Source organism: Halomonas sp. ATBC28 (assembly GCF_005937175.1).
Lineage (GTDB): Bacteria > Pseudomonadota > Gammaproteobacteria > Pseudomonadales > Halomonadaceae > Vreelandella > Vreelandella titanicae.
This window is the reverse complement of record NZ_VCQL01000001.1, coordinates 73,116-90,831: the sequence shown is the minus strand read 5'-3', so window position 1 is coordinate 90,831 and position 17,716 is coordinate 73,116. Positions and strand designations below refer to the sequence as shown.

The window sequence follows — 17,716 nt, the reverse complement described above, 5'->3', positions numbered from 1 at the left end:
CATGCTAAAAAAAACAGCGTCACACGACTCCTTGGCTGCGCAGGTAGTCATCGTAGCTGCCGCTGAAATCGACAATGCCTTCCGGCTGCATATCAATAATGCGCGTGGCCAGTGACGAGACGAACTCACGGTCGTGGCTCACAAACATCAGCGTGCCGGGGTAGTTCTCCAGGGCCAGGTTCAACGCCTCGATAGACTCCATATCCAGGTGGTTAGTCGGCTCATCCATCAGCATTACGTTGGGCTGAGTAAGGATTAACTTACCAAACAGCATGCGCCCCTGCTCGCCACCGGAAATGACCTTCACCGATTTTCCAATATCGTCGCTGGAAAACAGCATCCGCCCCAGAGCACCGCGAACCACCTGCTCGCCACCTTGAGTCCATGCTGACATCCACTCAAACAACGTGGCATCGACGGCAAAGTCGTCGCTGTGATCCTGAGCAAAAACCCCCACTTCAGCGGCTTCGGTCCACTTCACTTCGCCCGCGTCCGGGTGTAACTCGCCCACCAGGGTTTTCAGCAGCGTGGTTTTGCCGATGCCGTTGGGGCCGATAATAGCAATGCGCTCACCGGCTTCCACGGTCATGGAAAGACGCTCGAACAGCGGCTTGTCGCCCTCATAGCTCTTGGTAATGCCGTCCACGTTGACGGCATTACGGTGGATTTTCTTCGCCTGATCAAAGCGGATAAAGGGGCTTACACGGCTGGAAGGCTTGATATCTTCCAGTTTGATTTTATCGATTTGACGCGCTCTAGACGTAGCCTGCTTAGCTTTCGAGGCGTTAGCGGAGAAGCGGCTCACGAACTGCTGCAGCTCGGCAATCTGGGCCTTTTTCTTGGCGTTATCCGAGTGCTGACGCTCGCGAACGGCGGTGGCGGCGGTCATGTAATCATCGTAGTTACCCGGGAACAGGGTGATTTCACCGTAATCCAGATCTGCCATATGGGTACAAACGCTGTTCAGGAAGTGGCGGTCGTGGGAGATGATGATCATGGTGCTGCTGCGCGCTTTAAGAATATCTTCCAGCCAGCGGATGGTGTTGATATCCAGGTGGTTGGTCGGCTCATCCAGCAACAGTACATCCGGGTCAGCGAATAGCGCCTGGGCGAGCAGCACGCGCAGCTTCCAGCCGGGAGAAACTTCGCTCATCGGGCCCGTGTGTTGCTCAATGGGAATTCCCAGACCTAGCAGCAGTTCGCCTGCGCGGGGCTCGGCGGTGTAGCCGTCCAGCTCGGCGAAGCGCACTTCCAGGTCAGCGACGGCCATGCCGTCCTCTTCGCTCATCTCTGCCAGGGAGTAAATGCGTTCACGCTCAGCGGCGACCGACCAGAGCTCTACATTGCCCATGATGACGGTATCGATCACCCGCTCGTTTTCAAACGCAAACTGATCCTGACGCAGCTTACCCAGCCGTGTACTGCTATCCAGCATCACCTGGCCGGAAGTGGGCTCCAAATCGCCACCGAGAATTTTCATAAAGGTGGATTTGCCGCAGCCGTTCGCGCCAATCAGGCCGTAACGGTTGCCGTTATTGAATTTAACGGAGACATTTTCAAACAGGGGCTTGGCCCCAAACTGCATGGTGATATTGGCGGTAGCGATCACAAAAGGAGCCCTGGTTAGCGCATTGTCAGTAACGACGACAGCTTACAACGAATAGAAAGCCTCGCGATTCTACGCGCTATTAGGCGTGTATTCACCCATCAAACCCTAGTGGCGTCAGGCGATTGCCGGGATATCGAGTAGAAAGCGTTCATCATCAAGCGCTTGGCGCAGCCGCGAGTGCAATATATCAACGATCCCTTGATGCTCCCCCACCAGCTTCGTCGTGGTAACGGAAAGCCCTGGATACTGCTGTTCAGCCGCTGCACAAATCTCGGCAATATCGCCGCCCTCCCCGGCGTGGCGCCCCGGCGAAAGAAACAGCATCGCCAGGATCACCGAGCCTATCTTAAACTCGGGTAGCGCCAGCAAGTTTTCCAGCAGTGGCTCATTAAAGCGGTACTCATCGCCCTCGCGCCGCTCCATGGAGGCAGCGGCAACACACGCTACGTCATCGGCTAGCAGCACGCTAAGCTGCCCCGCCAGGCGGTTGCGTACGGCGGTAACCTCAGGAATCGGGCTGCCGTGATCCACCAGCGCCACATGCGGTTTAGTACCTGGGCGAAGCTTGTCGCGCACGTTATCGGCCAGCAGATGGGCTAAACGCAGGTCGTTATCGCCGAACTCATCCACTAAGGGCTGGGCTACCCGCACCTTAACGTGGGGAAAGCGCTCCTGCAGCGTGGCCATGCGCTCGGGCAGATAACCCGTCAGCGCTTTGCTGGGGCCAAAAAAGAACGGTAGCACGATAATCTCCGTTGCCCCCTGTTCGGCACAGCGTTCAGCGGCGGGGCCAAGGGTAGTGGCGGGAATACCTCCCACCTCATCCGCAGGAATCTTATTGGAGTGCAGCAACGAGGCCGCCTGCACGGTTTCGCCTACAAGCCCGCTAAGCGAAGCCGCCACGCGGCGTAAATTCAGCGTTGCCTGCGCTCGTAGCGAGCCGTTATCCACCAGAAAAATCGCGCGCATGGCTGCCTCCAGTCGTGGTCTTGGCAATCGTGTGGGTGATCAACCGTGACATGTTAAGATGGTGGTTTTACACCGTCGTTGGCCCCCATGTTACTTGAAAAATGTGCCTTAAAAACGCTGCCTGATACCGATGCTTGATACCACTGCACTTAACCAGCAAAGAAACTTCTTCGAAGGCCATGCGGCGATATGGCTATTCGGCTACGGCTCACTGATTTGGAAGGCTGACTTTGCCTACCTGGAGCGCCGCCCGGCGTATATACACGGCTGGGAGCGGCGATTTTGGCAGGGCTCCCATGATCACCGCGGCACGCCTGAAGCGCCTGGGCGGGTGGCAACGCTGATCCGCGCCAAAGATTCGATTTGCCACGGCATGGCCTACCGCATTGCCCCGGAAGTGCTCGCGCCGTTGGATGTGCGGGAGAAGAACGGCTATTTGCGGGAAAAAGTACCGCTGACGTTTATGGACGAGAAAGGCAACGGAACCGAACAGAGCGAAGGGCTTATTTATCTGGCCAGCGATGACAATCCGGCCTTTTTGGGCGACGCGCCGCTTGATGAGATCGCCCAGCAAATTGCCAACGCCCATGGGCCCAGCGGCCCCAACCGCGACTACTTGGTCAACCTCGCCGTGGCGCTGCGGGAACTAGGCGCCAAAGATGCCCATATCTTTGCTCTGGAACAACAGCTGAGCCAATTTTAACATTACCAGTAGCGCGGATAACGGCGGTGACGGGCAAGGTTATTGACCAATATGGCGATTACCAGCATCACTATACTGCCCGCTCCGATTGGCAAAAGAGGATACCACCACCCCAGTTGATGAACGCTGGCACCCCCGCCTACCGCAATCAGAGCCGCCGCGGCTCCTGGTGGGTGAACCGTATGGGTTAGCTGCATACCCAGCACCGACAGTGATACGGCCAGAGCCATTGAGAGGGGGGTCGCTCCCAGCAGTTGGTAGCAAGCAACGCCAATACCCGCGGAGAGCACGCTGCCAAAGAGTACATGGCTGGGCTGGGCAAAAGGGCTTTCAGGTGCTGCGTAGATGAGCACCGAGGTTGCGCCGAAGGAGCCTACGATGAGCAGTTGTTGTGACAGCCACGCCGAGCTTAACCAGCAAATGACCGCCATACCGGTAAAGGCCCCGACCCATGACCAAAAAGCATCCTGCCAGCCTACCCGGGCACGCTTGACTGGCTGCCCCCGCATCTTGCCAAGATAAGTTTTCATTACACTCGCTTTGCACAAAATGAGTGCAAATGATGCCAAAATGCACCAAATAAGCAAATGACAATCTATCATGCCCCTGATGAAACTGACTCAAGGGCAACGCGATTGCTCATCATCAGTGTATGGAGTGTTAACCAAGGAGAGAAACGGGGGCATTATTTTATGACATTTTTTATAAACAATACCCGAGCTCGTTCGTCATACTATATAGAGGGATCAAACAGCTTAACTTCGCGTATATCGACCTGCTCCCAGACACGCTCAGTCATATAAGGCTCTTGCGCCAGCCAAGCCTCTAAATCTTCTCGAGTAGCAAATCTGAAATGTGCATTTGAACCGATCATTTTACCTTCATCGTTCAGCACTACCCCACCACTTACGAAATTACCCGACCGATAGAGATTACGCAGTCCTTCCAGGTGCAGCTCGCGACAAGCCAGACGGCGGTTTAAGGCCCCCTCATCGGTGTAATCATAGGCGATCAACGCAAACTGCTTCATCTACTCCTCCTCTCAGTGTGTCTACATCATCAACCACGAAAGAATAAACAGCCCCAATACGGTACGTACAATACCGCCGATTATCGAGCCTCGCAGAAAAGCGCGCAAACCGCCCCACAGAATCAGCAGCCCAATCACTAAGACAGCAATGCTGAAAAAGGAATCACTGATTCCCAGCGAACGCGTCAAGCCATCGATGAAATCGCCGAACGCACCGAAGAAGTTGGTGAAAATGCCCAGCAGAAACTCCACCACCACGCGGATGGCTTCACCGATAGTTTCGCCAATTTCGTCAAAAAAGCCGTTTGTCTGCATCGCGTTTGCTTGCATCGATAGTACCCGTGACTGAGAAGGATAAGCGGCATTGTCGGTTAAATTCGCTGACTGAGCAAAGCAGGATCCATCCCTCCCCTCTTCGCCCTCCGTTTTTAGCGACTTTTCCGTCCAGCAACTACTCCGTCCAGCAACTATGCTCTCATAAACGCTCCAAAATATATGAGCCGTAAAACGTTCGTTTAAACAATCACCCTTATCGTCGTTACGCGCTAGGTGCCTGCCATGAACCATCATTACCCCCTGGCCGATCAACTCCAAGCTAGCACTCACCAGGTAGAAAACCAGCCGCCACCGCTGGAAAGCTACAATAGCTACACAGCTGATCGCGTTCTTCAGGAAGGCGTTAACCGTGAAAGCGGGTCTGACGACGATGCCCCACTCAAGACGTTTGGCCAGTGGGCGGGCTCTGCTGAGGCGATTGCCTTGGGGGTTGAGGCCAACCGTTACTCCCCCCAGTTAGTGACCCACGACAGGCAAGGCCATCGGGTCGATTTGATCGAGTTTCATCCCGCCTATCATCAGCTTATGCAAACGGCGATAGAGCACGGCTTGCATGCTAGCCCCTGGCGAACCCCTCGGCCCGGTGCGCATGTTTATCGGGCCGCCAACTACTTTTTACAGGCCCAGGTAGAAGCGGGCCATGGCTGCCCGATTACCATGACCTTTGCAGCCCTCCCCGCACTGCGCCATCAACCCAGCCTGCTTGAGAGCTGGGGCGATAAAATCACCGCCCCACATTACGATCCGCGCAACGTCCCCTATTTCGAGAAACAGGGCCTCACTCTGGGCATGGCAATGACCGAAAAGCAGGGCGGCTCCGATGTGCGTTTGAACACCACCCGCGCCTACCCGATTGATCAAAGCGGGCCGGGAGAAGCTTTTGAGCTGGTGGGGCATAAGTGGTTTGTCTCGGCGCCAATGTGCGATGCATTTCTGGTACTCGCCCAGGCGCCCGGCGGCTTGAGCTGTTTCTTGCTGCCACGCTGGCGGCCCGACGGCAGTAAGAACCCGCTTCATATACAGCAGCTAAAACGTAAAATGGGCAATGTATCGAATGCTTCCAGCGAGACCGAGCTGCGGGGCGCCTTTGCCTGGATGGTGGGCGATGAAGGCCGCGGCGTGCGCACCATTATTGAGATGGTCGCCATGACCCGCTACGACTGCATGATTGGTTCAGCTGCCGGAATGCGCCAAGCCACCGCCCAGGCGATTCATCACGCCTCTCATCGGCATGCCTTTGGGAAGCGGCTCAGCGAGCAGCCGCTGATGCAAAATGTGCTCGCTGACTTGGCTATTGAGAGCGAAGCCGCCACCACCTTAATGCTGCGTATGGCCCGCGCCATGGATCATCAGGACAACGAGCATGAGCGCCTGCTTTCGCGAATCGCCACCCCTGTGGGCAAGTACTGGATATGTAAACGCACGCCCCACCACGCATACGAGGCAATGGAGGTGATTGGTGGAAGCGGCGTCATGGAGACCCACATAATGGCGCGCCTGTTTCGCGAGTCGCCCATCAACGCCATTTGGGAAGGCAGCGGAAATGTGCAGTGCTTGGATATCCTGCGCGCGATTGAAAAACAGCCCGAAGTACTCGACGCCTACTTCGCCGAACTCGGCCTTTCACAGGGCGCCAATGGGCATCTTGACCGTTTTATCCACCAATTACAGCGGCAGATGCAGGATACTCAAACGCTCCAGTTCCGCGCCCGCCAACTGGCGGACGGCATGGCCCTAGCGTTACAGGGCGCCCTGCTGGTTCAGCACGCCCCCGCTTATGTGGCCGATGCATTCTGCGCTGGTCGGCTTGCCGACCGCAGTGGCCTCAATACAGGCACGCTACCCACCGGGCTGGATTGCGCGGCAATCATCCAGCGTGCCCGGCCCGTGGAATAACACCCTTGGAGTGAGTCCTTGGAATAAGCCCCGTGGAATAAGCGTTCACGACTATGGCCGTCTTCCAGGCTAAAACCGATCGCGTAAAACTAATCACATTAAAAAACTATTTACATTAAGAGCCAGCAATAATGTGATAGCGGGTAAGATATAAAACACTCCACTACAGGCGTGTTTTATGCTTAACCAGCGTGCATTAACCTACCTCAATGAAGTGATTCGCCGCGGCTCGCTCAGGCGCGCCGCGGCCCACCTGAATGTCGATGCTTCTGCCGTTAGCCGCCAACTAAAAGCACTAGAAGAAGAGTTGGATACCCAGCTATGCGAGCGGCACGGAAGAGGGATGCGCGCAACCGCAGCGGGCCAGCTACTGGTGCACCATTTTCATGCCCAGCGGGCTTCAGAAGAAGCGGTGCTCTCCCAGCTAATGGCACTTCAAAGCCTAACGAAAGGGGAAGTTCGTATTGCCGTGGGAGAAGGGTTTATCGCTGACCTGATCGCCGCACCGTTAGGCACTTTTATGTCAGCGTTTTCCGGTATCAATGTCGAAATTCGCATGGCGGGTGTCAACGAAGCGATGTCGTTACTCAAAGATCGTGAAGTGGATATAGCGCTACTTTATGCACCGCCGGTAGACCCGCAACTTTTCTGCCACGTGGAAACGCGCCAGCCGCTCGATGTGATTGTGCCCCCCAATCACCCACTAAGTGATCTTAACCGCCCGGTAACCCTGCATGACTTAACGGGGTGGCCCCTGGCGTTAATGGACAATCCTTTTGGTATGCGGCAAATGGTCAATATGGTGGCCCACCAGGAGCGCATTCATCTTGAAGCACGCCTGCACACCAACTCTGTTTCGGTGTTAAAGAATTTCGTCCGCTCAGGCATCGGCGTTACGTTTATGCCCGAACTCACCGTAGCGGATGAGATTGAGCGCGGTGAGATCTTCACACTACCCATGCAGTACCCGGTGATGAACGGTACGCGGGCACAAATTGTTAGCCTGAAAGGGCAGGAACTCCCGGTCGCCTCAATCACTTGCATCGATCATTTGCACAAAGGCATGCGCTTTTTCTCCGCCGATGCACCACGACTGTTGCAATAAAAGCCACAGTTTAGGTATTGCATAGTCAACACCTCAATACATAGTCTTCTAGTAAGCACTCCTTATAAATCCAATAACGCGCCCTTAGCGCCTCATAGCTCACGACAATAAACCAGGAGACTTACGATGTTTACTCAGCACTTTTCACCCAAACGACTCATCTCGGCTTGCCTGATTGGCTCTGCCATGATGGCAGGAAACACTCTTGCAGCCACCACCATTAATCTGAGTTACAACGGTGCCCCAGATCCCGAAAAGAATGCTGTCCACGTCTTTGCAGAGAACCTTAAAACGTTGGTAGACGAAAAAACTGACGGTGAGATACAGCTTGAGCTCTACCCGAATAGCATGCTGGGTGATGAAGAGGAGCGCATGGAACAAACCATGAATACGCCCATGCTCAACGTGGCGTCATTTGCAGGCGTCTCTCCTCTCGTTGATGAGATCTTCGTCAGCGCTATTCCGTTTCTGTTCGACGACTTTGCGGCGGCGCGTAGCTTCTTCGATGAAGGAGAGTATTGGCAGGAAGTCAGCAATGCTCTGCAGGAGCGTGCCGGTATCGATATGCTGGCGGTCGTCGAAGAGGGGGGCTTCCTGGCATTCACCAACAATGAACGGCCTATCAGCCACCCGGACGACTTCGAAGGGCTGCGTTTCCGGGCCATGGATCCCAGCCAGGTAGCCCTCTATGAATCCTTCGGTGCCTCCGGTACTCCCATTCCCTGGACAGAGACCTACATGGGACTGCGTACAGGAGTGGCCGACGGCCAGATGAACCCGCCGATGTATATCATCCTGGGCAGCCTCTACGAAGTGCAGGACTACCTGACCCTAGCCAATATCCAATACTCCGATCAGTTCCTGGTGGGCAATAGCGACATGATCGCAGGTTGGGACGATGAGCTTCGCAGCACCTTTATGGAGGCCGTCTCCGAAGCTAATCACAATGCCCGTGAGCACAACGAGGAACAGGTTGAGGCACGTATCGCCTACCTGGAAGAGCAAGGTATGGAAGTGATTCGCCCTTCTGAAGAGGAGCTCACCGCTTTCCGCGACATTGGCCAGCCCGCCTATCTTGAGTGGCTCGAAGAACGTGATATCGAGCAACGCTGGATCGATATGGCCCTGGAAGATGCAGGCATGAGCGAACTGCTCGACTAACGGCTGTTAACAACAGGGGCTGGTACCTTACCGGCCCCCTAATTTCCAGTACTTAATATCCCAGTACTGAATGTTCTAGTGCTTAACGTTTCTGTGCTTCCTGGAAGGCTGCCATGTTTAATACGCTTCGATCCCGTCTACTGGCGATCAGCCGCCCGGTGTCCCTAACCCTGGCGGGCGCGCTGCTATGCCTCAATGTTGCGGCCATATTGTATGGGGTGTTTGCCCGCTACATCGCCGGTGGTGCCCCTATTTGGACAGATGAGATATCGCGATTTTTGATTATCGCCACCGTGATGCTCGCGGCTGGCACCGTCTGGTCGGAAGGGGGTCACATGCGCGTTGGTCTGTTGGAGAAGCTACTGCCACCCCCTCTCGCGCGTTTGCTGAACGTGTACCAGTGGCTGCTCACCCTGCTGATTGCAGCGGGGGGTGCCTGGGTCAGCTATCGCTATGCACTCTCGGTCAGCATGTTTACCACCTCAGGGCTTGGCATTAGCCGCACGGTGCCCCTCCTCTCGCTACCCGTTGGCTTTTTATTACTGGCTTGGCATGCGCTTCTCTATGGCCCCGCGCCACTTAAAACCGTTGAGGACTCTCCATCCACAACCGTTGAGGACTCCTTATGATTGTGACGATGCTGGTGGTTTTCCTCGGCCACGTTTTGCTTGGGCTTCCTCTGTTCATCGCGCTACTGACCACGGCGATAGTAGGCTTTCTGTTTGTCGACCCCTCGATGATTCCACGTATGCTGCCCCAGCAATTCTTTGGCGGTATCAATGTGTTCTCCTTGATGGCTATTCCGTTATTCATCTTCGCTGGCAACCTGATGAACGTCAGCGGCTTAACCGAGCGCCTGATGGGGTTCGCCCGCCTGATAGTGGGGCACTTGCGGGGCGGTATGGGCCACGTCAACGTGGTGTCGAGCGTTTTCTTCGCAGGCGTCAATGGCTCAGCGGTGGCGGATACCTCGGCACTGGGGTCGCTGTTAGTACCTGCCATGGAGAAGGAGGGCTACTCAAGGGCTTTTGCCGCTGGGTTGACCGCCGGTAGCTCGCTGATCGGCCCGATTATTCCACCCAGTATCTTTATGATCCTCTACGCCTCACTGACCAACACCTCAGTAGGCGATCTATTTCTGGCGGGCGTAGTACCAGGTCTGCTGCTGGGGGTTGCCTTTATGGGCATGAACGCCTGGTATGCCTGGCGCCACCGATTACCCAAAAGTGGCCAGTTGCCCTCAATCGGCCAACTTGGCATAGCCTTCGCGGCCGCTCTGCCCGCGCTTATCGCTCCCTTTATTATTGTTGCTGGCATCGTGCTGGGCTTTGTGACGCCTACAGAATCGGGCGCGTTGACAGCGCTGTATGTGGCCTTATGTGGCTTTGTGCTGGGAGGGTTACGCTTTAAAGAGTGCTGGCAAGCCATCCTTGATACGGCACGCTTAACCTCGGCGATTTTTCTCATCATGGCGGCCTCGGCGACGATTAGCTGGCTGCTCTCCTATGCGCAAGTACCTGCGCAGTTTGTATCCCTGCTATCACCCTACGTGGACAATAGCGTGGTTATTTTATTACTGCTTAGTGCAATCACCTTCATCACGGGCATGTTTATGGAGGAGGTGTCGGCATTGATGCTACTGACGCCGATCTTTGCGCCGGTGGCTATGATGGCGGGTATAGACCCCATTCATCTGGGCGTCATCATCACACTGAACATTACCATTGCATTGATCACGCCACCGCTGGGCGCCTGTGTGTTCGTGGCCGCCGCGGTTAGTCGGCTTGAGATAGTGTCGCTATTTAGAACCATTTGGCCCTTTGTGCTGACGGCGATTGCGGTGCTTATTCTATTAATCCTTTTTCCATCGCTGACGCTATGGCTGCCTACTCAGTTTTGACAACTAGTTTTAATAACCAGCTTGGATAACACTCTGCTTGGATAACATAATGCCTTTGAGCACACTATTGAAGGCCTTGCCGCCTATACCCAGCCATTCAGCTCCCTGCTGGGAACAGCTGCGCCGCGCGCCTATTGAAGATAACGGCGAGCGCTTGGTACCGATGAGCCTCGCCCCGGCACCGGTCAGCGTGTTCCCCGCCTATGCTCGGCTGGGTATTCCGGGTGCGGTGCCGGAGTGTTTCGTTCGTGAGGGGGTTTATCGGGCGCTACTCGCTGCGGCACGTAGCTTACCCGAGGGCATCGGGTTGATCGTACTGGATGGCTGGCGGCCATGGCGGGTGCAGCAGTACTTGTTTGATACCCTGCATGAAGCCATCCACCACCACCATCCAGACCTCAGCGAAGCGGAGCTATTGGAGCGTACAAGAGAGTTCGTATCGGTACCCAGTCGCGACCCTTTAGCCCCCAGCCCGCACCTCACCGGCGGCGCCGTCGATGTCACGCTTTGCGATGCCGATGGCCTGCCACTGGATATGGGCACCCTGTTTGACGAGGCGCTTCCCGCCTCCCATAGCGACTATTTCGAAAAGCTGGAAATGCTTACCCCGCAGCAACATAAGGCGCGGGATAACCGCCGCCTGCTCTATCACACTCTGCAGCAGCAAGGCTTCACCAACCTGCCCAGCGAGTGGTGGCACTTCGATTATGGCGATCAATTATGGGCCTACTACGGGCCGCATGATCATGCACAGTACGGCCCGGCAGAGCTGGATACCATAGAGAACCGCTGGCGCAGGCAGTTGGGGTAATGATCTAGCCAGCGCCAGATTCAGTGTGCTCACACCGCAGGCGCTTCAAGTTCCAGAAAGCGCCGTACTCGGTCGGTTTTAGGGTTCTCAAAGAACTCGCTGGGGTGGGATTTTTCAATGATGATGCCTTTGTCGAGAAAGACCACTTGATCGGAGACTGCCCGGGCAAACTCCATTTCGTGGGTCACCAGTACCATGGTGTAGCCTTCTTTGGAGAGGTCTTTGATCACCCCAAGCACTTCCCCCACCAGCTCGGGGTCGAGGGCTGAAGTGGGCTCATCGAACAGCATCACCTTAGGCTGCATGGCGAGTGCCCGCGCAATCGCTACCCGCTGTTTCTGACCACCAGAGAGTGTGTAGGGATATTGTTCACGCTTGTCGGCCATGCCGACTTTTTCGAGCAGCGCCATGGCCCGCGCGTCAGCCTCGGTTTTGCTTAGCCCCTGAACATGAATAGGCGCCTCGGTGACATTGCGCAGCACGCTTAAATGAGGCCAGAGGTTAAAGCCTTGGAACACCATGCCCAAGCGCGCGCGCATGCCTGCCAGCTCACGGCGCGACATGTGTTTTCCAGTGTCACTCACGCCAATGCGATCACCAGCAATACGGATGTCGCCCCGGTCGGGTTGCTCAAGCCAGTTAATGCAGCGTAGCAGGGTAGATTTACCCGAACCCGATGAGCCCAAAATACTCACCACTTCGCCGGGCTGAACTTCCAGCGATACATCCCGCAGCACTTCGGTGCCATCGAAGCTTTTGGAAAGGTTACGAATACTAACAGCAGCGGTCTCAGGCATTTTCGAATCCTCGCTTGGCGCCAAAACGGCCAATCATTTTGATAAATAGTTCTAAACCAATACTGATCAGCCAGTAGAAGCCGATCACCACGATGAACGCTTCCATGGGAATGAAGTAGGTGCTCGACAGGCTGCTCGCCGCCGCGGTGAGTTCGCGCACGGTGATGATCACCAGAAAGGCGGTGTCTTTGAGTAGGATAATCAACTGATTACCCAATAAGCCGCGGGTTTTCAAAATCAGCTGCGGCAAGATAATGCGCATAAACATTTGGGGCTGCGAGAACCCTTGGGCGATTGCTGCCTCTACCTGCCCTTGGGCGAAGGTAGCGCGGCAGCCGCGCAGAATCTCCGCGAAGTATGCGCCATGGTAGATCACCAGGGCGATAATCCCGGCCGTCCAGGCACTCATGCGGATGCCTGCACTAGGTAAGCCGTAATACAGCAGGTAGGCCAGGATCAAAAATGGCAGCATACGCATGCCATCGATAAAAATCCGCAGCGGAACCTTTAACCGTGGGCGGGAACCCTCCAATAAAAACACCATGGCGCTGCCCATTAAAAAAGCCAAGACAGCGGATAAACCAAATAGCTTTAAGGTGTTATAAAAACCACTTAAAAACACATCGTAAGATGACCAAAGAATTTCCCAGTTGCTCATAGAGACTCCCTAAACGACCACCTTAAACGGCCAGCCGGCTGGCTTTACGCTCAGCCACACGTTGAAACCACACCAACAGACTGATAATCAGCATATACAGCGCCGCAGCCGCTAAAATGGGTGGCAGTGGGTCGTAGGTCACCGCCGAAATACGGTTGGTCACACGGGTCAGGTCGACGACGCCGATGACCGCAATAGCGGGGCTGCCTTTAATCAGAAATGACATTTCATTCACCAAGCCCGGCAGGCTGGTAATGGTGATTTGTGGCAGCATAATACGGCGGAAATAGACCCACGGTGTCATACCGATGGCCAGGGCCGCTTCACGCTGCTCTTTGGAGAAGTTGTTAAAGGCAGAGCGCCAGATTTCAGCGTTAAAAGCAGTGGTATTGAGGGTTAACGCGATAATACCGGCCACATTGCGGTTGAGGTTAACGCCCATGGTCGGCGCGGTTAAGAAGATAAACAGCACCAGCGTCACCAGCGGCGTTGCCCGCGCCAAGCTAATGTAGACGCCTAGCAATTGATGCAAAACGGGAATTTTGGCCACCCTAAGCAATGCAATCAAAAGCCCCATTACCACACCGATGGCAATGGAGATGCCGGATATCCAAAGCGTTGTCCAGGCGCCCTGGATGAGAAGCCCCCATGCGCTGCTGTCCATGCTCACCCCCTAATTCGCGATAAGAAAACCGCCGCCCAGGCTGGGCGGCAGGCGAATGTGATGGCTTACATACCGGCCATTTCGTGGAACTCTTCCACTGAGGTGATAGGGGTTGTCGGCAGGTCATCAAAGGACTCGCCAAACCACTTTTCCTGCAGCTCGGCCAGGCGGCCAGAATCACGCAGGTGGCTCATAAAGTCGGTGATATAGGTCAGTAGTTGTGGGCTGTCTTTAGGCATCGGCCAGGCCACGAAGCCTGGACCGGAGACGGCTTGACCAGCTTCAAATACGTCAGAACGCTCACGGATCAGATCATTAACCGGCACGATAGAGTTAATCACGTAATCGACACGACCGTTGGCCAGGTCAGCGTAGATTTCTGGATAGGCCTCATACTCCATCACGTCGCCCAGCTCGCCACCGCTCTCTTCCAGCATGACCTCCAACTCTGGTAGGCGCGATAGCAGGGCACTGCCCGCCTGAACACCCAGCGTCATACCGCTTAAGTCTTCAATGCTGTTGATACGCTCATCACCTGCCCGCTTGATGTAAAAGTGCTGTGCCGATGCAAACGGCGGCGCGTAGTTAAATACCCGCAGGCGTTCGTCGGTCACCGACGCGCCGGTAAGTGCCATGTCGTATTGGCCCGATGAAACCGAGGCCAAAAGCCCCGTCCAAGGCAAAATATCCTGGCGGATCTCGAAGCCAGAGTACTCCTCCAGTTCAATCAATATATCTTTGATAAAGCCATCGGGGTCGCTGCCACTCATAAAGTTGAACGGCGCGTAGTTATCTTCGGTGGCCACGCTCATATAGCCACGGCTCTCTATTTCATCTAAATCCGCAGCGGAAACGGTCAGTGACGCACTTAAAGCAAGCGCGCCGATGCTTATTGCGGAGGCTAAGGCAGCTATTTTTTTCATCGTCTGATATCCCCTAGGTTTTCAAAAATACGCTTTTAAAAAATACGTTTTAGAAAAAGCAGTCAAAACATCGCTCGCCCACTGTTTGCAGAAGCTGACTTCACCCTAGATTTTTATCCTCTCTGCGATTAGAGCCAGTTAGCGCAAATTAAAAGGACAGTTACCGATAGCCGCTGCCAACAACAGAGCTGGCACGAAAGATGCTTTGTTTAAGGAGAGATGCTTGAGTGAATGGGCTAGATGGCCAGGGTTTTGAAGAGGAGATGTGCATGACATCACTGTGTCTTGAGGTCGACCCTAACACTGGCGCCTGCCTGCAAGAACAACTACGCAAAACGCTGCTGGAAGCGATTCGTATGGGCAGTTTACCCAGCGAGGACGCGCTGCCCTCTTGCCGCAAGCTTTCACAACAGCTGGGTATTTCGCGTAATACGGTGGCGATTGTTTACGAAAAGCTGGTCGAGGATGGCTATTTAATAAGTCGCCCTCGTAGCGGCTACTATTTACACCCTGATTATAGCGACCCTCAATCAACGCTTAGTTCATCACTAACAGCGTTAACCGAAACCAATAACGGCGCAATAAGCGCACCAAACTGGCACAAACGCATTGCTCAGCGCCCTACTAACTACCAAGGAATCCTCAAGCCCGGCAATTGGTCGGAATATGCCTACCCGTTTATTTACGGCCAGTTAGATACGCGACTTTTTCCGTTAGCCCAGTGGCGAGATGTTTCTCGGCGCTTATTGAGTTCGCAACGCGATAAACCCTGGCTGCGCGACCGTATTGACCAGGACGACCCGTTTCTGATTGAGCAATTGCGCAAACGTATTTTGCCGCGCCGGGGAATTTTTGCTCGCTCAGAAGAAATTCTGATCACCATGGGAACGCAAAATGCACTCTATTTGATTGCCCAGTTGCTCTGCCATCGGGGCACTCGCGTGGCGCTAGAATCTCCCGGTTACCGCGAGGCAATGAATGTGTTTGCTCAGCGCGGAGCCAGTCTGCAGTTGCAAACCGTGGATACGGAAGGCATGCGTCTTGAGGGGTCTCAGCAGTGTGACTATCTGTACGTCATGCCCAGTCATCAGGTGCCCACGGGCGTCACCATGAGCCGCGAGCGACGCGAGACTTTGCTGGCCCAGCTACCCCATCGCGACCAAATCGTGATTGAGGATGACTACGACGCCGAGATTCATGGCGACCAGTTCGCGCTGCCAGCGCTCAAAGCCAGTGCCCAGAGCGCACGAATTATCTACATGGGCAGCTTATCCAAAGCACTCTCGCCCGGGCTGCGCATGGGCTACGTAGTGGCCGATGCTGAGGTGATCGACGAGCTGCGAGCGCTGCGGCGCATGATGTACCGCCATCCACCCGCAGCGTTACAGCACCAGTTGGCGCAGTTTATCTCGCAAGGCTATTACGAGCGCTATCTCAAGCTTCATGTGGAGGAGATCGACCGGCGCCGGGACGCCATGCGGATTGCCATCGATCAGGCATTGCCCGGCTGCCTCAGCCACAGCAGCAGTCGCTCCAGCGCCTTCTGGATGGAAGCGGATGCGGGCATCGATACTCAGCGGCTAGCCTGGCATGCCGCCCAGCGGGGTGTGTTGATTGAACCCGGCTTCCAGCACTTCTTCGATGCCGCCCCGACGCGGCGCTTTTTCCGGCTAGGGTTTGGCGCCATCGAGAGGGAGCGTATCGACCCAGGCATACAGCGCCTGGGTTTCGCCTACGATAACGCCCTGAATACTTTAACAACGGGCACTTAACCCACCATCGCCCATCTAGCGTGATGCCGTATAGTTTTTCAGCACGCGATCCAAAATGGCTAAACCCTCCTCTACTTCAGCGGCCGTCACGATACACGGCGGCACCACATGGATGCGGTTCTCAACGGTAAAGACCAGCAGGCCGTTTTCCATTAATTGCTGCTTGAGTTGCAGCACTTCCGCCCCTGGCAGTGGCGTTTTGTAAACCGGGTCGCTGACGAGCTCCAAAGCATGAAACACACCAACGCCCCGCCAATCACCAATGATGGCGTATCGCTCGGCAAGCTGTTGCAACCCTGCGGCTAACGGGCCATTACCCACCGAGTCAGCGTTTGCAACCACGCCTTCTGCTTCCATCGCATCCAGGGTCGCGACTATCGCCGCCATTGCCAGCGGGTGGCCGGAATACGTCAGACCGCCGACAAAGAAGTGGTCATCGAAATAGCGTGAGATGGGTTCAGAAATAATCACGCCCCCGGCAGGCACATAGCCCGAGTTCACCCCTTTGGCGAAGACGATTAAGTCCGGCGCCATGTCATAATGTTCAAAAGCGAACCAACGGCCCGTGCGGCCGAAGCCAGCCATCACTTCATCAAGAATCAGTACAATACCGAACTCATCGGCGAGTTTTCTAACGCCCTGAAGATACGCCTTCGGAGGCAAAAGTACGCCAGCCGTACCGGGAATGGTTTCCAGCAGGATGGCCGCGACCGCGTTAGCACCTTCGCACTCAATCACCCGGCGCAGGTGTTGCAACGCCCGCTCACACTCCTCCTCTTCATTGCGCGCCCAAAACTCGCTGCGATAAAGGTAAGGGTTGAAGAAGTGCACGTGGCCACTGGCGTACTCGTTGGGCACCCGCCGCCAATCACCGGTGGCGGCAATCGCTGAACCGGTATTGCCGTGATAGGAGCGGTAGGCGGATAGTATTTTGCTTCGCCCGGTATAAAGACGCGCCATACGAATGGCATTTTCATTGGCATCCGCGCCCGCATTGGTGAAAAACACCTTACTAAACCCAGCGGGCGCTTTGGCGATAATGCGCTTGGCCGCTTCGCCCCTAGCCAAGTTGGCATGGGCGGGGGCAATGGTACACAGGCTCGCGGCCTGGGCTTGAATCGCACCGACCACCTTGGGATGCTGATGGCCGATATTGGTATTGACTAACTGGCTACTAAAATCCAGATACGAGCGCCCCACATAGTCCCATACGCGACACCCTTCAGCCCCTGCAATCACCATGGGGTCTAAACTGCCTTGCTGTGCCCAGGAGTGGAACACATACTGGCGATCTAAGGTGTGTACATAAGTATTATCCACACCGCTTTCGGGTGGATGTGAAGCGGCAATATTGGTATTCATAGCAAGCACCTTAAGTAATC

The 17,716-nt window shown here is 55.2% G+C and carries 18 protein-coding genes; 8 read left to right on the top strand and 10 right to left on the bottom strand.

Going from position 1 to position 17,716, the window contains the following annotated elements; all coding sequences use genetic code 11:
- Positions 1-19: 19 nt before the first annotated feature.
- Together E0L35_RS00425 and E0L35_RS00420 are read right to left on the bottom strand one after the other, a co-directional pair.
- Positions 20-1,609 (bottom strand): ABC-F family ATPase, encoded by a 1,590-nt coding sequence (locus E0L35_RS00425; protein WP_138799274.1) that lies wholly within the window; start codon positions 1,607-1,609, stop codon positions 20-22.
- Positions 1,610-1,723: 114 nt separating this feature from the next.
- Positions 1,724-2,578 carry a CbiX/SirB N-terminal domain-containing protein gene (locus E0L35_RS00420; RefSeq protein WP_022521654.1) on the bottom strand — a complete coding sequence of 285 codons (855 nt, stop codon included), beginning with the start codon at positions 2,576-2,578 and terminating at the stop codon, positions 1,724-1,726.
- A gap of 130 nt (positions 2,579-2,708) precedes the next feature.
- Here E0L35_RS00420 and E0L35_RS00415 point away from each other — a divergent pair, with 130 nt between their 5' ends.
- On the top strand, positions 2,709-3,281 hold the full coding sequence (locus E0L35_RS00415; protein ID WP_009285951.1) for a gamma-glutamylcyclotransferase: 573 nt from the start codon (positions 2,709-2,711) through the stop codon (positions 3,279-3,281).
- 2 nt (positions 3,282-3,283) lie between these two features.
- On the opposite strand, the gene E0L35_RS00410 is transcribed toward E0L35_RS00415, so the two are convergent.
- The 3 genes from E0L35_RS00410 to E0L35_RS00400 all read right to left on the bottom strand — a co-directional run bounded on the left by E0L35_RS00410 (position 3,284) and on the right by E0L35_RS00400 (position 4,626).
- Complete coding sequence (locus E0L35_RS00410) at positions 3,284-3,811, bottom strand: HPP family protein (RefSeq protein ID WP_022521653.1); 528 nt, start codon at positions 3,809-3,811, stop codon at positions 3,284-3,286.
- A 203-nt stretch (positions 3,812-4,014) separates the two neighbouring features.
- On the bottom strand, positions 4,015-4,311 hold the full coding sequence (locus E0L35_RS00405) for a YciI family protein (protein ID WP_022521652.1): 297 nt from the start codon (positions 4,309-4,311) through the stop codon (positions 4,015-4,017).
- A 21-nt stretch (positions 4,312-4,332) separates the two neighbouring features.
- On the bottom strand, positions 4,333-4,626 hold the full coding sequence (locus tag E0L35_RS00400; protein WP_027957100.1) for a hypothetical protein: 294 nt from the start codon (positions 4,624-4,626) through the stop codon (positions 4,333-4,335).
- 243 nt (positions 4,627-4,869) lie between these two features.
- Between E0L35_RS00400 and E0L35_RS00395 the strand changes: the two genes are divergently transcribed.
- The 6 genes from E0L35_RS00395 (at position 4,870) to E0L35_RS00370 (ending at position 11,520) form a co-directional block, all read left to right on the top strand.
- The gene (locus E0L35_RS00395; RefSeq protein WP_022521650.1) at positions 4,870-6,543 is read left to right on the top strand and encodes an isovaleryl-CoA dehydrogenase; all 1,674 of its coding nucleotides are present in this window, start codon (positions 4,870-4,872) and stop codon (positions 6,541-6,543) included.
- 178 nt (positions 6,544-6,721) lie between these two features.
- Complete coding sequence (locus E0L35_RS00390) at positions 6,722-7,648, top strand: LysR family transcriptional regulator (protein WP_022521649.1); 927 nt, start codon at positions 6,722-6,724, stop codon at positions 7,646-7,648.
- A gap of 126 nt (positions 7,649-7,774) precedes the next feature.
- Positions 7,775-8,809, top strand: coding sequence for a TRAP transporter substrate-binding protein DctP (gene dctP / locus E0L35_RS00385; protein ID WP_009285955.1), 1,035 nt, complete (start codon positions 7,775-7,777; stop codon positions 8,807-8,809).
- Positions 8,810-8,922: 113 nt separating this feature from the next.
- Positions 8,923-9,438 carry a TRAP transporter small permease gene (locus tag E0L35_RS00380; RefSeq protein WP_022521648.1) on the top strand — a complete coding sequence of 172 codons (516 nt, stop codon included), beginning with the start codon at positions 8,923-8,925 and terminating at the stop codon, positions 9,436-9,438.
- On the top strand, positions 9,435-10,709 hold the full coding sequence (locus E0L35_RS00375; protein WP_022521647.1) for a TRAP transporter large permease: 1,275 nt from the start codon (positions 9,435-9,437) through the stop codon (positions 10,707-10,709). Before E0L35_RS00380 ends, E0L35_RS00375 begins: the two co-directional genes overlap by 4 nt.
- Positions 10,710-10,758: 49 nt before the next feature.
- Positions 10,759-11,520: a M15 family metallopeptidase gene (locus tag E0L35_RS00370; RefSeq protein WP_022521646.1), complete on the top strand. Its 762-nt coding sequence runs from the start codon at positions 10,759-10,761 to the stop codon at positions 11,518-11,520.
- Positions 11,521-11,549: 29 nt separating this feature from the next.
- Here the strand turns inward: E0L35_RS00370 and E0L35_RS00365 are convergent, their stop codons facing one another.
- The 4 genes from E0L35_RS00365 to E0L35_RS00350 form a co-directional block, all read right to left on the bottom strand.
- On the bottom strand, positions 11,550-12,317 hold the full coding sequence (locus E0L35_RS00365) for an amino acid ABC transporter ATP-binding protein (protein WP_022521645.1): 768 nt from the start codon (positions 12,315-12,317) through the stop codon (positions 11,550-11,552).
- Positions 12,310-12,975: an amino acid ABC transporter permease gene (locus E0L35_RS00360; protein WP_022521644.1), complete on the bottom strand. Its 666-nt coding sequence runs from the start codon at positions 12,973-12,975 to the stop codon at positions 12,310-12,312. Before E0L35_RS00360 ends, E0L35_RS00365 begins: the two co-directional genes overlap by 8 nt.
- A 22-nt stretch (positions 12,976-12,997) precedes the next feature.
- Positions 12,998-13,639, bottom strand: coding sequence for an amino acid ABC transporter permease (locus E0L35_RS00355; protein ID WP_022521643.1), 642 nt, complete (start codon positions 13,637-13,639; stop codon positions 12,998-13,000).
- Between the two features lie 65 nt (positions 13,640-13,704).
- Entirely contained in the window at positions 13,705-14,562 is an 858-nt protein-coding gene (locus E0L35_RS00350) for a transporter substrate-binding domain-containing protein (RefSeq protein ID WP_022521642.1), read from the bottom strand.
- 269 nt (positions 14,563-14,831) lie between these two features.
- Here E0L35_RS00350 and E0L35_RS00345 point away from each other — a divergent pair, with 269 nt between their 5' ends.
- A complete protein-coding gene (locus E0L35_RS00345; protein ID WP_053857174.1) occupies positions 14,832-16,334 on the top strand; it encodes a PLP-dependent aminotransferase family protein in 1,503 nt (500 codons plus the stop codon).
- Between the two features lie 15 nt (positions 16,335-16,349).
- Here E0L35_RS00345 and E0L35_RS00340 read toward each other — a convergent pair whose 3' ends face one another.
- The gene (locus E0L35_RS00340; RefSeq protein WP_022521640.1) at positions 16,350-17,696 is read right to left on the bottom strand and encodes an aspartate aminotransferase family protein; all 1,347 of its coding nucleotides are present in this window, start codon (positions 17,694-17,696) and stop codon (positions 16,350-16,352) included.
- Positions 17,697-17,716: the final 20 nt, after the last annotated feature.

Bases quoted from the DNA above. Each gene is read 5' to 3' on its own strand.
- E0L35_RS00380 (WP_022521648.1), top strand. From the start codon at position 8,923: ATGTTTAATACGCTTCGATCCCGTCTACTGGCGATCAGCCGCCCGGTG.
- E0L35_RS00390 (WP_022521649.1), top strand. From the start codon at position 6,722: ATGCTTAACCAGCGTGCATTAACCTACCTCAATGAAGTGATTCGCCGC.
- E0L35_RS00420 (WP_022521654.1), bottom strand. From the start codon at position 2,578: ATGCGCGCGATTTTTCTGGTGGATAACGGCTCGCTACGAGCGCAGGCA.
- E0L35_RS00370 (WP_022521646.1), top strand. From the start codon at position 10,759: ATGCCTTTGAGCACACTATTGAAGGCCTTGCCGCCTATACCCAGCCAT.
- E0L35_RS00415 (WP_009285951.1), top strand. From the start codon at position 2,709: ATGCTTGATACCACTGCACTTAACCAGCAAAGAAACTTCTTCGAAGGC.
- E0L35_RS00400 (WP_027957100.1), bottom strand. From the start codon at position 4,626: ATGCAGACAAACGGCTTTTTTGACGAAATTGGCGAAACTATCGGTGAA.
- E0L35_RS00365 (WP_022521645.1), bottom strand. From the start codon at position 12,317: ATGCCTGAGACCGCTGCTGTTAGTATTCGTAACCTTTCCAAAAGCTTC.
- E0L35_RS00340 (WP_022521640.1), bottom strand. From the start codon at position 17,696: ATGAATACCAATATTGCCGCTTCACATCCACCCGAAAGCGGTGTGGAT.
- E0L35_RS00410 (WP_022521653.1), bottom strand. From the start codon at position 3,811: ATGAAAACTTATCTTGGCAAGATGCGGGGGCAGCCAGTCAAGCGTGCC.
- dctP (WP_009285955.1), top strand. From the start codon at position 7,775: ATGTTTACTCAGCACTTTTCACCCAAACGACTCATCTCGGCTTGCCTG.
- E0L35_RS00355 (WP_022521643.1), bottom strand. From the start codon at position 13,639: ATGGACAGCAGCGCATGGGGGCTTCTCATCCAGGGCGCCTGGACAACG.
- E0L35_RS00375 (WP_022521647.1), top strand. From the start codon at position 9,435: ATGATTGTGACGATGCTGGTGGTTTTCCTCGGCCACGTTTTGCTTGGG.
- E0L35_RS00395 (WP_022521650.1), top strand. From the start codon at position 4,870: ATGAACCATCATTACCCCCTGGCCGATCAACTCCAAGCTAGCACTCAC.
- E0L35_RS00405 (WP_022521652.1), bottom strand. From the start codon at position 4,311: ATGAAGCAGTTTGCGTTGATCGCCTATGATTACACCGATGAGGGGGCC.
- E0L35_RS00360 (WP_022521644.1), bottom strand. From the start codon at position 12,975: ATGAGCAACTGGGAAATTCTTTGGTCATCTTACGATGTGTTTTTAAGT.
- E0L35_RS00345 (WP_053857174.1), top strand. From the start codon at position 14,832: ATGACATCACTGTGTCTTGAGGTCGACCCTAACACTGGCGCCTGCCTG.
- E0L35_RS00350 (WP_022521642.1), bottom strand. From the start codon at position 14,562: ATGAAAAAAATAGCTGCCTTAGCCTCCGCAATAAGCATCGGCGCGCTT.